Here is a 14,263-nt window from a genome sequence, read left to right as displayed (position 1 = left end):
AAAAGCCCCAGCCGGAGGCTGGAGCTTTTTCCCTACCGCGTAGGTGTCTGTTCGACTTATTTCTCGTCGAAAGTAAGCGCCGCAAGCTTCTCGTAGTAACTGAAGTGGGCTTTGGTCCACTCGCCGGCTTTCTTCATGAGCTCGTCGTACCCATCCGGGTTGTTCTTCTTGAGGACGCGGTAGCGGTTCTCGCCGTTGGCGTACTCGCTGAAGTCGATGGTCGGCGCCTTGCTGTCGAGCTGCAGCGGGTTCTTCCGCTGGGCTGCAAGCAGCGGGTTGTACCGGTAGAGCGGCCAGTATCCGGAGTTGACCGCCTTTTTGTTCTCATCCACGCCCTTCATCATGTCGATCCCGTGTGCGATGCAGTGGGAGTACGCTATGATGAGCGACGGGCCGTCATACGCTTCCGCCTCAAGGAAAGCCTTGATGCACTGTGCCGGATTTGCGAGAGAAACCGTGGCAACATAGACAGTGCCGTAGGACATCGCCATCATGCCGAGGTCTTTCTTGGAAACCGGCTTGCCGCCTGCGGCAAACTGGGCAACCGCGCCGAGCGGAGTCGCCTTGGACGCCTGCCCGCCGGTGTTGGAGTAGACTTCAGTGTCGAGGACCAACAGGTTGACGTTCTTGCCGCTGGCAATGACATGGTCGAGTCCGCCGTATCCGATGTCGTATGCCCAGCCATCGCCGCCGATGCACCAGACCGATTTCTTCACGAGGTAATCGGCAACGGTGAGGAGCCGCTTGGCATCCGCCTCCGGGCAAGCCGCCAGCACCTTCTTCAGGTCGGCAACCCGCTTGCGCTGTGCCTCGATGCCGGCCTGGCTGCTCTGGTCGGCGTTCTTGATCTCCGCCATCAGACCTGCTGCCGATTTGCAGGAGGAGCAGGAACAGCCAGCGAGCTTGTCGAGAAGTTCCAGCGCCATCGTGTTGAACTTGTCGATGGCGAGGCGCATACCGAAACCAAATTCGGCGTTGTCCTCGAAGAGGGAGTTGGACCATGCCGGGCCGCATCCGTCGGCCCTCTGGGCGTAGGGAGTGGTCGGAAGGTTGCCGCCGTAGATGGATGAACAGCCGGTCGCGTTGGCGATTACTGTGCGGTCCCCGAAGAGCTGCGTGAGAAGCTTCAGGAACGGGGTCTCGCCGCAGCCGACGCAGGCGCCGGAGAACTCGAAGAGCGGACGGATCAGCTGCGACCCGCGAACGGTGTCAATTTTGGCGACCGCCGCATCGACGTCGGGGATGGTGAGGAAGAATTCCCAGTTCTTCGCCTCCTGCGCGCGCAGGGGGGGCTGGAACGCCATGTTGATGGCCTTGTGGTTCGGGTCGGTCTTGCTCTTGGCGGGGCAGTTGTAGACGCACGCACCGCAGCCGGTACAGTCTTCCGGAGCGACCTGGAGGGTGAGCTTCTGCCCCTTGAACTCCGGAATTTTGCATTCGGTGGACTTGAAGGCGGCCGGAGCCCCTTCGAGGTGCTTCGCGTCGTACGCCTTCATCCTGATCGTCGCATGGGGGCACACGAAGGAACAGATGCCGCACTGGATGCAGAGGGACTCGTCCCAGACGGGGATCTCGACGGCGATGTTCCGCTTTTCGAACTGCGAGGTCGCGGTGGGGAAGGTGCCGTCCGCCGGCATTTTAGACACGGGAAGGTCGTCGCCAAGTCCCGCGATGATCGGTGCGGTGGTCTCGTGGACGAATTTCGGCGCGCCTGCCGGGACGACCGGCGGCTTCGCGATGGTGCTGGTAGCTTTCTCCGGCACCTTCACCTCGTAATAGTTGTTCAGGCCGGCATCGACGGCCTTGTAGTTCATCTCGACGACCTTCTCGCCGCTCTTGCCATAGGTCTTCTTGATGGCGTCCTTGATCTCGTCGATCGCCTGATCGAGCGGGATGATGTTGGAGATCTTGAAGAAGGCGGTCTGCATGATGACGTTGATCCGGGGTCCAAGGCCGATCTCGTTGCCAAGGCGCACGCCGTCGATCACGTAGAACTTGAGCTTCTTGTCGATGATCTGCTGCTGCACGTCCGCCGGAAGCTGATCCCATACTTCGTCCGCAGAAAACGGAGCGTTCAGGAGGAAGGTCGCCCCCTGCTTGGCTTTCCCAAGCATATCGTACTTCTCCACGAAGACGAAGTTGTGGCAGGCAACGAAGTCCGCTTCCTGCACGAGGTACGGAGCGCGGATGTACTTCTTGCCGAAACGCAGGTGCGACGTGGTCATCGAGCCGGCCTTCTTCGAGTCGTAGACGAAGTAGGCCTGGGCGTTGTTGTCGGTCATCTCGCCGATGATCTTGATGGAGTTCTTGTTGGCGCCGACGGTGCCGTCGGAACCGAGGCCGTAGAACATCGCCTGGTAAACGCCTTCCATCGGGTTGAAAAATGTCGGGTCGAGCTTGAGGCTGGAATCGGTAACATCTTCGGTGATGCCGACGACGAAATTCCTCTTCGGCTTAGCCGCATCGAGGTTCTCGAAGACCGCCTTCACCTGTGCAGGAGTGAACTCCTTGGAGCCGAGGCCGTAGCGCCCGCCGACGATCACCGGGTACCCCTGGAACTGGAACTTGCCGTCTGCCATGGCTTCGCCGATAGCGGTGCGGACGTCGAGGTAGAGGGGCTCGCCGAGGGAACCGGGCTCCTTCGTGCGATCGAGGACGGCAATCTTCTTTACAGTCTTCGGCAGTGCCGCAACGAAGTCATCAATGGGGAACGGACGGTAGAGGTGGATCTTGAGCACACCCACCTTCTCCCCCTTGCTCGTCAGGTACTCGACCGTTTCCTGTGCGGTATCGGCGCCGGATCCCATGATTACGATGACCTTGTCCGCATCGGGCGCCCCGACGTAATCCACCAGGGAGTATTCACGGCCGGTTATCTTCGCGAACTTCTTCATCTCATCTTTGACGATATCGATGCACTTCGGGTAGTACGGGTTGACGGTCTCGCGTCCCTGGAAGTAAACATCCGGGTTCTGCGCCGTTCCGCGCATCACGGGGTGGTCAGGTGAAAGGCCGCGGAGCTTGTGCTCGGCGATGAGGTCGTCATCGAGCATCGCCTTCATGTCGTCGAAGGTGAGCTCCTCTACCTTGAGCACCTCGTGGGAGGTCCTGAAGCCGTCGAAGAAGTGAAGGAAGGGAACCCGCGACCGGAGGGTGGCGGCCTGTGAGATGAGGGCGAAATCCATTACCTCCTGGGAGTTATTGGAACAGAGCATTGCCCAGCCGGTTGAGCGGCATGCCATGACGTCTGAATGGTCGCCGAAGATCGAGAGGGCCTGCGCCGCAATGGCCCGGGCGGAAACGTGAAAGACCGTCGAGGTGAGCTCACCCGCAATCTTGAACATGTTCGGGATCATCAGGAGCAGACCCTGGCTCGCCGTGAACGTCGTCGTCAGCGCGCCGGCCTGGAGTGCTCCGTGTACGGCACCTGCCGCACCACCTTCCGACTGCATCTCTACGACGCTCGGGACGGTGCCCCAGATGTTCTTCTCCCCCATCGCCGTCTTGATGTCTGAGATTTCTCCCATTACCGAGGACGGGGTGATGGGATAGATGGCAATTACCTCGTTGGTAGCGTGCGCCACATGGGCAGCCGCGGTATTGCCATCAATCGTTACCATTTTGCGACTCATAAACTTCCTCCTGGTGGGTTCTTTACAAGCGGATACTTGTGGTGGCGCCGATAAAAATTACAGCTCCGCGCGGCCTTGCACCGCTCGCTGCATGGTTGTTGCGTCGACATATTCCAGATCACTCCCCAAAGGGATCCCGTGAGCAAGCCTCGTGATTTTTTTCCCCAGCGGCTTTATCACCTTGGCAAGGTAAAGCGCCGTCGCTTCCCCTTCCACGGTGAAGCTGGTTGCGATAATTACCTCTGCAACCCGGCTCTCCTCCAAGCGCGCCAGCAGCTCCGGAATTTTAAGCTGCGCCGGAGTAACCCCGTTGAGCGGGGACAGCGCCCCCTGGAGCACGTGATAATGTCCACGGAATGCATGGCTTCTTTCAATCGCCAGAAGATCCTGCGGTTCTTCCACCACGCAAATCGTACTGGGGTCACGGGTACCGGTGCAAATGCAGCAGGGGTCCTCTTCGGTAATTCCATGGCAAATGGAGCATGACCTGATTCTGCCATGGACTTCGTGAAGACTGTCCGCAAGAGCCATCACCTGGCCAGGCGATTTAAGTAGATGAAAGGCAAGCCGCAGCGCCGTTTTTTCGCCTACTCCCGGCAGTTTTTTCAATTCGCCAAGCAATCTGTTAAGCGAGCTCGAAGCATATAGCATATTTTTATCTTGTACAAAACAATTTTTTATTATAGTTCGAATAAACTTTTTTATTCTTACTAAATAATTTAGTATCGCTGTGAATTATTTGGACAATTTTTAGTGAACCCAAAAAAGAGGAGGGTGTCGCATCAACCCTTTTCCTAACTACCGTTAAAAAGAATCAGAATCGTTTTTAAAATAGACCGGGGATATTAAGCCCCCCAGTTACCCTGCTCATCTCTTCAGCCATCTCAGACTGCACTTTTCCAAGGGCTTCATTCACCGCAGCGACGACCAGATCCTGAAGCATATCAACATCTTCCGGATCTACAGCTTCCTTCTTGATAGTAAGGGAAACCAGGCGGTTCTTGCCACTGACTACAGCAGAGACAGCACCGCCGCCAACCGTGGCTTCGGCAGTCCGCTGCGCGGCATCTTCCTGTAACTTCGCCATTTTTTGCTGCATCATCTGCGCCTGCTTCATGATCTGGGCTAATCCTTTTGACATCTCCTGCTTCCTCCTTGCGGTAAAAGATATTTTACTATGATGAAACAAATTTCTTTATACTAAAACAGGGTTCTATGAATCCGAACCCTTCAGCTCTTCGACCTCCTCAAGGCGACCTCCGAAGATTTCAAGAGCGGCACTGACAACCGGGTGCGTTTCCGCCTCTTCCCTCATCTGTTTCTGTCTTGTGGTGATATCAAGGCTTTTTTTTTCAGCCAGGGAGAGAGGAACGTCGCCCCCGCCAGCCGATGCGGCGGTGACTTTTACCGAAATCCCCTCGCCGAAAAAAGCCGCTGCAAAGTTTTTCAACTCGTCGAGCCCTTCCCCCTGGGAAAGGTTTCCCCAGTACACACCGCTGGGAAATCCTATCTCCAGCCGAGTCGATGACACCATGAGCGGCCGCGCATCATTGAGCTGCGAGGCAAGTCTCTGTTTTTTCCCCTTTACAAAATCTACGAACCCTTCCCAGTCCTTCTCACCCGCAGGCCGAGCGGGCCTCGCCGCGTCGGCAGCAGCACCTGGAGGCGTTGGAGCGGGCGTCTTGGGAGGCGGCTGCTGCGGCTGCTGCGGCTTTGGCACTGACGGAGCCTGACCGGCTTGACGGGAAGGACCGGAATCCCATACGGGTGAAGAGGATGCCACAACACCCCCCGTTTTCCCCTCCAGCACTTTTAACCGCGCGATAAGATCATCGACCGGCACGACCGGGACAAGTGTCGCCATTTTTATCAGAGCCATTTCCATGATGAGCCGAGGGAACGAGGAGTGGGCCATATCGTTCTCCGCCTTGAGGAGGAGCGTCAACTGGCGCTGGAGATCGATGAGAGTTACGGCCTTGGCCTGAGCCCGCAATTCGGCCAGCTCTCCCTCCGAAACGTCCAGCAGATCGGAAACATCCCCCGCTGCCTGCAGGATCAACAGATGGCGGAAGCACTCGATCAGCTCCTGGCAGAAGTTGCGCATATTTGCGCCATAAGCATCCACCCGCTTTACGATGTCGAGGACCGCGACGGTGTCCCTGGCGAATACCGCCGAAACGGTCTCATGTAGAAGTCGGCGGTCCACCACACCCAGAAGGGTCACCACATCATCATCGGCTACATTCGCACCACAGAAAGCAAGAACCTGGTCGAGCGTGGAGAGGGAATCCCTCATGCTGCCGTCACCTTTGCGGGCCACCACGGCGAGGGATGCATCGGAAATGGTTATCTCTTCCCGGTCAACGATGTAACGAAGGCGCGCCACTATCATGGGCAGCGATATGCGCTTGAAGTCGAACCGCTGGCATCGGGACAGTATGGTAACGGGAACTTTGTGAGGTTCGGTTGTAGCGAAGATGAACTTGACGTGGGGCGGCGGCTCTTCCAGCGTCTTCAGAAGGGCGTTGAAGGCGTTCGTCGAAAGCATGTGCACTTCGTCGATGATGAATATCTTGAAGCGGCTTCGCGACGGGAGGTACTTGATCGTATCGCGCAGCTCCCGTATGTCGTCCACACCGGTATTAGACGCGCCGTCGATTTCGAAAACATCGACGGAATTGCCATCCGTTATTTCCTTACAGGTGGGGCAGGCGTTGCACGGTTCTGCAGCCGGGCCTGCATCGCAGTTAAGCGCCTTGGCGAGTATGCGGGCTGAGCTGGTTTTGCCGACCCCTCGGGCACCGGTAAAAAGAAAGGCATGGGCGACCCTGCCGCCGTCGATCGCATTTTTAAGCGTCTGACTGACGTGCTCCTGGCCGATCAGGTCAGCGAACGTCTGCGGGCGCCATTTTCGGGCTAGTACGAGATATGACAAGGGACAATGACCTCGCTGCTCAACAGCATGTTGGGGCAACCGGAATACAGGGGGGATGAGGAGTGCGGAATTAACGGATACAACTGATAGCTGGGCACCCCCGCGGCACACGGAGTCGGTTACTGCCGCTGCTTCCTTCCGGACCTGACGGGGTTCATAACCTTCCGTTGCGCAGGACCCAGCTATCAGTTGTATCCGCAAATCATGAACAGCGGGAAGAATCGGCGGGCAGCAACGGACGCTTGCTGCCGGATTCTCTTGAAGTTATAAGTATGGCGGAGAGAGAGGGATTCGAACCCTCGGTACGCTGTTAACGTACACACGCTTTCCAGGCGTGCTCCTTCAACCGCTCGGACATCTCTCCGCAAGAAGCAGGAAGTATAGTTTATAGGCCTTGCCTTGTAAAGCCATTTCTTCCCTCTGCCTGTCGTGTACCCCCTCCTATGCCGGGCGGAGAGCTCAGGCGCAGACGGCACTCCTCCTCCGAAACAACTTGACATATCAGTCCGCCTGTCTAAGGTTATCAAATAATATGAGTCATCCCACTGATAAGGAGAAGACGATGAAACATTCTCTCGGCGCCAAGACCCTGCTGTTCCCTACACCCGTCCTGATGGTGGGGACATACGATGCCAACGGAAAGCCGAACATCATGAACGCCGCGTGGGGCGGCATCTGCTGCTCCCAGCCCCCCTGCGTCGCAGTTTCTCTACGGAAGGCCACCTATTCTTACGCTGCGATAATAGAGAGGAAAGCCTTTACCGTCGGTATTCCATCGGAATCGCAGGTGAAGCAGGCGGACTACATGGGCATAGCTTCAGGGCGCGATGTGGACAAATTCGCCGCAACCGGGCTTTCCCCCGTCAGGAGCGAACTTGTGGATGCCCCTTACGCCGCGGAGTTCCCGGTGGTCCTCGAATGCCGCCTTCTGCACACTCTCGAAATCGGGCTCCACACCCAGTTCGTGGGGGAGATTCTGGACGTCAAGGCTGAAGGTGATGTGCTGGGGGATGACGGGCTTCCCGATATCTTCAAGATCAAGCCCATGCTGTACGATACCGGACACCGGGGATACCACAGCATTGGCCCGTTCCTCGCCCCGGCTTTTTCGGTTGGAAAAGAGCTCTGAATGGTAAAAAAGTGGATTGACAGGGGGGCGCCGAACCGAGGGATGCGGCGCCTCCCCTGAACTCGGCCCGGCTTACTTTACCGTGTACCAGAACTTGGCGCTCCGCACTTTGTCGTCCTTCAACTTGAACTTCGACATTACGCCGTACTTCCCTTTTTTCGAGAAATCGAAATCCGCCCCGAAGTGGCCCTCCATCGCCATCAGGTCTCTGGTCTGCTCCGACTTGTCAGGTCCCTGAACCTTGACCTTGACATCCCCCTTAGTGATCGCCTTTCCAGTCTTTGCGTCCTTGAACTCAACGGCGATATGATGGGTCTCCTTCATCCCCTTCGGCATCTCCATCTTCATAGCCTTCATATGTTCCGCCATGCTCATTACGTTGAATGTAACCTTAACGCCATCCACAACTTCCTCGTGGGCTGCAGAGCCGTGGCCATGCTTGCCATGATCCATGGCGGCGTGAACTGCGGGAACCCCCAGGGCCAGTGATGCGACTGCGATAACTGCTGCAAATCTTCTCATCGTCTTCTCCTTTTCCTCTTAATTATGCCGCTAATCGGACGGCTTCTCAGGTTTTTGCGCCTCATCCGGACATGCCGGAGTGCTTGAGCTTCCCTTTCCTCAAATCATGCACCTTCATCAGTACGAATATAACCGGCGTCATGATCAGCACATGGACCGTCGAGGAAAACATTCCACCGATCATCGGTGCAGCGATCGGCTTCATGACGTCGGAACCGGTACCGGTCGCCCACATGAGGGGAATGAGACCGATGAGCGATGTCGCCACCGTCATCAGTTTGGGGCGCAGGCGAAGCACCGCCCCCTCGAAAGCGGCCTCATAAATGTCCTTCTCCGTTACAGGCCCTGCCAGAAGCCGCTTGTCGAGCGCCTCGTGGAGGTAGACAACCATCACCACCCCCGTTTCAACGGCAACTCCATACAAGGCTATGAACCCCACCCAGACTGCAACGGACATGTTGTAACCAAGGCCCGCCACAAGGTAAACCCCTCCCACAAGGGCGAAAGGCACCGAGAGCATGACCATCAAGGCCTCTATCCCGGAGCGGAAGGTGAAGTAAAGGATGATGAATATGACGAGCAGCCCGATCGGGAGAAGCACCTGCAGGCGTTTTTTTACCTTGATCTGGTCTTCCCACTGGCCGGCCCACGCATAGTAGTACCCTGGAGGAAGCTTCAGGTTCTGCTCGAGAACTGCCTTCGCATCCTTCATGACCGCTCCCATGTCCCTGCCGCGCACATTGAGAAAGACAATCGAACGCAGGAGCCCCCCCTCACTGGCAAGCTCAGGGGCGCCGGTGGAAACCTTGAGCTTCGTCACCTGAGCGAGCGGGATCTGCGCCCCCCCCATGCCGGAGACGAGGATGCGGCGGATGTCCTCCACAGAGTCCCTGTACTCCCGCTGGTAACGTATGCGGATGGGGAAGCGGTTTCGCCCTTCCACCGCTGTACTGAGAGTCTCTCCGCCGAGGGCGGTGGAGATCACTTCCTGGATGTCCGCCACCGATACGCCGTAGCGGGCAGCCGCTTCCCGGTCTACTTCGATGTCGATGTAATTCCCGCCGGTGACCCTTTCCGCGACCACGTCCACCGCACCTGGGACCCCCTTGATGATCTCTTCCGCCTGAAGGGAAAGTTTGCGAAGAACCTCAAGATCGCTGCCGAATATCTTGAGTCCCAGCGTCGTGCGTACGCCGGTGGAAAGCATGTCGATCCGGTTGATGATCGGCTGGGTCCAGCCGTTGCGGACGCCGATCTGCTGGAGCTTTGCGTCAAGCTCCGAAACGATGTCGTCCTTGGTAACCCCGGGCCGCCACTGCTCCTTTGGCTTCAGGATGATGATCGACTCGAACATGGAGACCGGAGCCGGGTCGGTAGATGTCTCCGCGCGCCCAACCTTCCCCAGGACCGATTCCACTTCCGGATGGCTCTTGATGACGGCGTCCTGCACCTGGATCAGCCGCTTTGCCTCCGTAATGGAGATGTTCGGGAGTGTGACCGGCATATACAGGAGACTTCCCTCGTCGAGGGGTGGCATGAACTCGCTCCCCATCTTGACGAATATGGGGATCGCTATCGCGAGCGCAACGATGTTGATGGCTATTACCGATTTTTTCCAGTTAAGGCACCAGGTAAGTACCGGCGAGTAGAGCCTGATGAAGAATCTGGAGACAGGGTTCGCCTCTTCGGATGGCATCTTTCCTCTCAGGAAGAAATAGGAAAGCACCGGTACGAGGGTCACCGCAATTACCGCCGCCGCAACCATGGCGAAAGTCTTGGTGAACGCAAGGGGATGGAACAGCTTCCCGCCGCGCCCCTCCAGAAGGAAGATCGGGACGAAGGAAAGGATGATCACGAGCATCGATGAAAATATAGCCGGCCCCACCTGCTTGGAAGCATCGATGATGACATCCAGGCGCCGGCGCTCCCGCTCCTCGTCGGAGAGTTCCGACAGCCGCCGGTAGCAGTTCTCGACCATCACGACCCCGGCGTCCACCAGCTCTCCGATGGCGATGGCGATTCCCCCCAGGGACATGATGTTGGACGTGATGCCGAGATGCTTCATGGTGATGAATGCAATGAGCATCGCCACCGGAAGAGTGAGAACAACCACAAGGGAAGAACGGAAGTGGAGCAGGAATACAACCACTACAAGCGTCACTACGATGGACATCTCGGTCAGGGCACCCCGAAGCGTTCCTACGGCCCGCTCGATGAGGTCACTCCTGTCGTAGGCCACACCTATCCTGACCCCCGGCGGCAGCCCCTTCTCCAGAGCTGCTATCTTTTCCTTCACCCGGTCGATTACTTCCTTGGCGTTCTGGCCGTACCGCATGACTACGATACCCCCCACGGCCTCCCCCGTGCCGTTGAGGTCCAGGAGGCCACGCCGGATTGCGCCGCCGGTCTGCACCGTCCCCAGGTTCTTCACGTATATGGGTACGCCTCCCATGGAGGTAACGACTATGTTTTCCAGGTCCGCCAGCGACTGTACATATCCCCGGCCCCTGATGAGATACTCTGCGGAAGCCTGCTCAAGGAGCCTCCCGCCGGTATCGTTGTTCGCCTTCTTCACCGCCTCAGCGACCTGGGTGGTGGTCACGTTGTAAGAGAAAAGCCGGTGCGGGTCCAACTCGATCTGGTACTCCCGCACGAAACCGCCGATGGAGGCGACCTCCGCAACACCAGGGACGGTGCTGAGCTGGTAGCGGACGAACCAGTCCTGGAGAGTCCGCAGCTGCTCCAGGTCATATCCCTTCCCCTCCACCGTGTACCAGAAAACGTGGCCCACGCCGGTGCCGTCGGGGCCGAGGGTTGGCGAAACACCCGGCGGGAGCAGTGACGAAGCGTAGTTAAGCCGCTCCAGGACTCTGGTCCGCGCCCAGTAGATGTCGGCGGAGTCCTCGAAGATGACGTAGATCATCGAGAATCCGAAAGCCGAAGATGCCCGCACCGCCTTCACCTTCGGGAGCCCCTGAAGGTTGGTGACCAGCGGATACGTTACCTGGTCCTCCACTATCTGGGGGGATCTGCCGGGGTATTCGGTGAAGACTATGACCTGGTTGTCCGACAGGTCCGGAATGGCATCGACAGGAGTCCTGTAGACCGCCCAGACCCCCCAGGCGATGACGAGCCCGTAGATCATCAGGATTACGGCCCTGTTTCGTGCTGAGTATTCGATTATCTTTTCGATCATAAATAACCTGAGAGAGAGTTGGGGCGCGGCTAGCCGACGGCGGCTGCCTCCACTAACAACGCGGAGCCTGATCCTTTCACTTCATGTCCATATCATCCATGTTCATATCCTCCCGGGCAGGGCGCGCCGGCGCCGAGCCCTGTCCCGCCGGTGCCGAACCACCGTGCTGGCTGTGGTCCTGGGTCGAACCACCGCGCAGCTGGGCTTCGGAATCGATCAGGTAACCGCCGCTTGCAGCCACCTTCTCCCCCGGCCTCAGCCCGTCGAGAATCTGCACGAACCCACCGCTCTTTGCACCCACTTTGACGTCCCTGGGCTCGAAAACCCCCGGCTTCGCCTCAACCCACGCGACCTGCCGTTTTCCCGTATCGATCACCGCTGCAACCGGCACCGCAAGTACGGAATCCAGTGGGGCCTTTATCCTGGCGGTAACGAACATGTCCGGCTTCATCTTCAATCCCGGATTCGGTATTTCCACCCTCACCTTCACGGTCCGCGTCTTGGGATCAAGGAAAGGGTAGATGAACGAGACCCGGCCTGAAAATGTCTTTCCCGGATACGACTGGGAGATTACCTCCACCCGCTGTCCGATCCTGACCGCAGCGAACTCGTTCTCGTAAACCTCTGCTTCTACCCACACCGTCGACAGATCTGCTATGGAAAAGAGCGGATCTCCCACATTCACGTACTGCCCCTCCACGACCATCTTCTCTATGACGATGCCGGAGAGGGGGGTGTAGACCGGCAGCTTCAGGTTGGGCTCTCCACCCTTCTCCAGTGCGGCAAGCTGCCACTCCTTCACACCAAGAAGCAGCAGCCGCTGCCGCGCAGAGGCGACAAGCCCCGCCCCCCCCTGCGAGATGGATGCTACAGGAGAATCCTTCAGCCTGTCCCTGCTCCTCAAAGCCAGAAGGTATTCCTGCTGCGCTGCCACCAGGTCAGGAGAGTAAAGCTGCGCCACGGGCTTGTTCTTTGTGACGTAATCTCCCACCGCGTTGACCAGGAGCCTGTCGATCCTTCCGGCCACCCAAGCCGTGACCTTCGCCTGACGGCGCTGGTCGTACTGTACGATGCCGACGGCATTCATCTCCCTGTCGAGACGGACCGCCTTGACCTCGACCATCGCTACGTTACTCATCACCATCTGGGTCGGAGATAGCGCCACCTGTCCCAACGCAGCCAAGGCCTTCTCATCTGCCTGCGCCCCCTCCACCTTCTTTACGAGAGACATGTTGCAAATGGGGCAGACGCCCGGCTGCTCCTTGACGATGAAAGGATGCATCGGACATGTGTACTGGGCCGATGCCGCCACACCTTTTTCTTTCTGCTCGTCATGATCGTGCCCCAGCTCCTGCCACAGGTAGTAACCTCCCCCGCCCAGGGCTAAAAGCGTGACCAGCACGACCGGAATGACTATCTTTCGTTTCATGTTCATCCTTTTAAACCTCTCGGTGAAAATCTCTGGAACCTACTGCTTCTCCGGGTCAAGCTCCTGCCCCACCAGGGCCTCAAGCTGCGCCAGCTTCATCTGGTAATCGGCGACCGAATCGTAATATTCACGCTCGTAATTGAACAGCGTAACCCTGCTGTCGAGCAGCATGAGTACGTCGGCTTTCCCCACCCGGTAACCGATGACCGACGATTCAAGCGCCTGCTCAGCCTGCGGGATGATACCCGCCCTGTATAGCTCGGCGAGCTTCCGCCGCCGCTCCAACTGGGCAAGAAGGTCCGCAATGCCCCCACCGACCGAATTCTCCAGCGTCCTCAATTCAGCGGCGGCCATCGATACTTCAGAGGTCGACTCTGCCCGCATGGCTTGCCGCCGTTCGCGAAACACGGGAAGATTGATGGTAATCCCCGCTGAATACATGTCGAGCCCTTCATCCTCCATGCTCGGATTTCGCTGCATGTATTCCAGCGACAGGTTAACGTCGGGATACGATTCCTTCTCCGCAAGACGGTGAACCGCACGCCCCTTCTCTATCTGTGCGGCCAGGCTTCTGAACTGAGGCCTTTTTTCCGCAGCCAGCCGATTCAGGTCACCGGCTGTTAGCTCCACGGGGTTCAAAGCGGGATCCGCGATCCTTCCCACTGGGGTATCCGCCGCCCTGGCGATAAGAGTGTTAAGTGCGGCTACAAGACTTTTCCGCTGCTGCTCCTGGCTGATCTTCATGTCGAGCATCTTGGACTTTTCGACCTGGGCCTTCAGCACATCCTGCTGCCCTCCCTGGCCGACGGAATATCTCGTTTCTGCCAGCGCGATGAAGTCATCCATGATCCGGAGATTTTTCTCGGTAACCTGCAACGAACGGTCGATGAAGTAGATCTGCCAGTAAGTTTCCTTAACCATCCTGGCGAGTTCAAGCTTTCTTTCCTCAACCTGCCAGCGGTACGATTCAGCCTCTTTAGCCGCCACCTCCGCCTTCAGGTCTCTCTTCCCCCAGAACGGCAGCTGCTGCGAGATGCCGATGACCTTCTGCGTCATGGGATCCCTGCTGAAATTGAATGGGTCCCTTACGATGCCGTTCTGTATCTTTAGCATCAGCATCGGGTCTTCCAGGGACTTGGCCTGGGCGACCCGGCTGGTGAACATCTTCCATCGCGCCTCCGAAACGGTAATCTCGGGGTTGTTTGCAAGAGCGGCAGCCACGAGTCGCTGCAACTCCTCGCCCCCTGCCTCTTCGGCATAGGAGCTTCGGCCGGAAATGATCACCAGCAGGGTTATAAAAATGGCAAGCAAAAGCTGTCTCATACTGAACTCCTTTTACGATAAGAGCCGACAGTTACACAAGCCGTGCCACAAATCATCATCAATGTTTTCAAGCCGATGCAGCCGACCGGCCAGCTGG

At 57.8% G+C, this 14,263-nt stretch carries 9 protein-coding genes, 1 tRNA gene and 1 other RNA gene; 1 reads left to right on the top strand and 10 read right to left on the bottom strand.

The genetic code is table 11. The features are described from left to right. Positions 1-56: 56 nt before the first annotated feature. The 6 genes from nifJ to CFB04_RS14110 form a co-directional block, all read right to left on the bottom strand. Positions 57-3,632 (bottom strand): pyruvate:ferredoxin (flavodoxin) oxidoreductase, encoded by a 3,576-nt coding sequence (gene nifJ, locus CFB04_RS14135; RefSeq protein ID WP_088535890.1) that lies wholly within the window; start codon positions 3,630-3,632, stop codon positions 57-59. A 57-nt stretch (positions 3,633-3,689) separates the two neighbouring features. After that, complete coding sequence (gene recR, locus CFB04_RS14130) at positions 3,690-4,283, bottom strand: recombination mediator RecR (protein ID WP_088535888.1); 594 nt, start codon at positions 4,281-4,283, stop codon at positions 3,690-3,692. 175 nt (positions 4,284-4,458) lie between these two features. Continuing rightward, positions 4,459-4,773 carry a YbaB/EbfC family nucleoid-associated protein gene (locus CFB04_RS14125; protein WP_088535886.1) on the bottom strand — a complete coding sequence of 105 codons (315 nt, stop codon included), beginning with the start codon at positions 4,771-4,773 and terminating at the stop codon, positions 4,459-4,461. A gap of 72 nt (positions 4,774-4,845) precedes the next feature. Beyond that, entirely contained in the window at positions 4,846-6,567 is a 1,722-nt protein-coding gene (gene dnaX / locus CFB04_RS14120; RefSeq protein WP_088535884.1) for a DNA polymerase III subunit gamma/tau, read from the bottom strand. A gap of 85 nt (positions 6,568-6,652) precedes the next feature. Continuing rightward, an RNA gene (ffs, locus tag CFB04_RS14115) (signal recognition particle sRNA small type) lies at positions 6,653-6,751 on the bottom strand. A gap of 89 nt (positions 6,752-6,840) precedes the next feature. Next, positions 6,841-6,931: transfer RNA gene (locus tag CFB04_RS14110), tRNA-Ser, on the bottom strand. 198 nt (positions 6,932-7,129) lie between these two features. Here CFB04_RS14110 and CFB04_RS14105 point away from each other — a divergent pair. After that, on the top strand, positions 7,130-7,696 hold the full coding sequence (locus CFB04_RS14105) for a flavin reductase family protein (protein WP_088535882.1): 567 nt from the start codon (positions 7,130-7,132) through the stop codon (positions 7,694-7,696). A gap of 72 nt (positions 7,697-7,768) precedes the next feature. Here CFB04_RS14105 and CFB04_RS14100 read toward each other — a convergent pair whose 3' ends face one another. From CFB04_RS14100 to CFB04_RS14085, 4 genes are all read right to left on the bottom strand, one after another. Further along, the gene (locus CFB04_RS14100) at positions 7,769-8,218 is read right to left on the bottom strand and encodes a hypothetical protein (RefSeq protein WP_088535880.1); all 450 of its coding nucleotides are present in this window, start codon (positions 8,216-8,218) and stop codon (positions 7,769-7,771) included. Between the two features lie 61 nt (positions 8,219-8,279). After that, entirely contained in the window at positions 8,280-11,414 is a 3,135-nt protein-coding gene (locus CFB04_RS14095; RefSeq protein WP_088535878.1) for an efflux RND transporter permease subunit, read from the bottom strand. Positions 11,415-11,490: 76 nt separating this feature from the next. Continuing rightward, complete coding sequence (locus CFB04_RS14090; RefSeq protein ID WP_088535876.1) at positions 11,491-12,849, bottom strand: efflux RND transporter periplasmic adaptor subunit; 1,359 nt, start codon at positions 12,847-12,849, stop codon at positions 11,491-11,493. Positions 12,850-12,882: 33 nt separating this feature from the next. Next, positions 12,883-14,166: a TolC family protein gene (locus CFB04_RS14085; protein WP_088535875.1), complete on the bottom strand. Its 1,284-nt coding sequence runs from the start codon at positions 14,164-14,166 to the stop codon at positions 12,883-12,885. Between the last annotated feature and the right edge of the window lie 97 nt (positions 14,167-14,263).

It is taken from the genome of Geobacter sp. DSM 9736 (assembly GCF_900187405.1).
Lineage (GTDB): Bacteria > Desulfobacterota > Desulfuromonadia > Geobacterales > Geobacteraceae > DSM-9736.
This window is presented reverse-complemented; position numbering and strand designations above follow the sequence as displayed.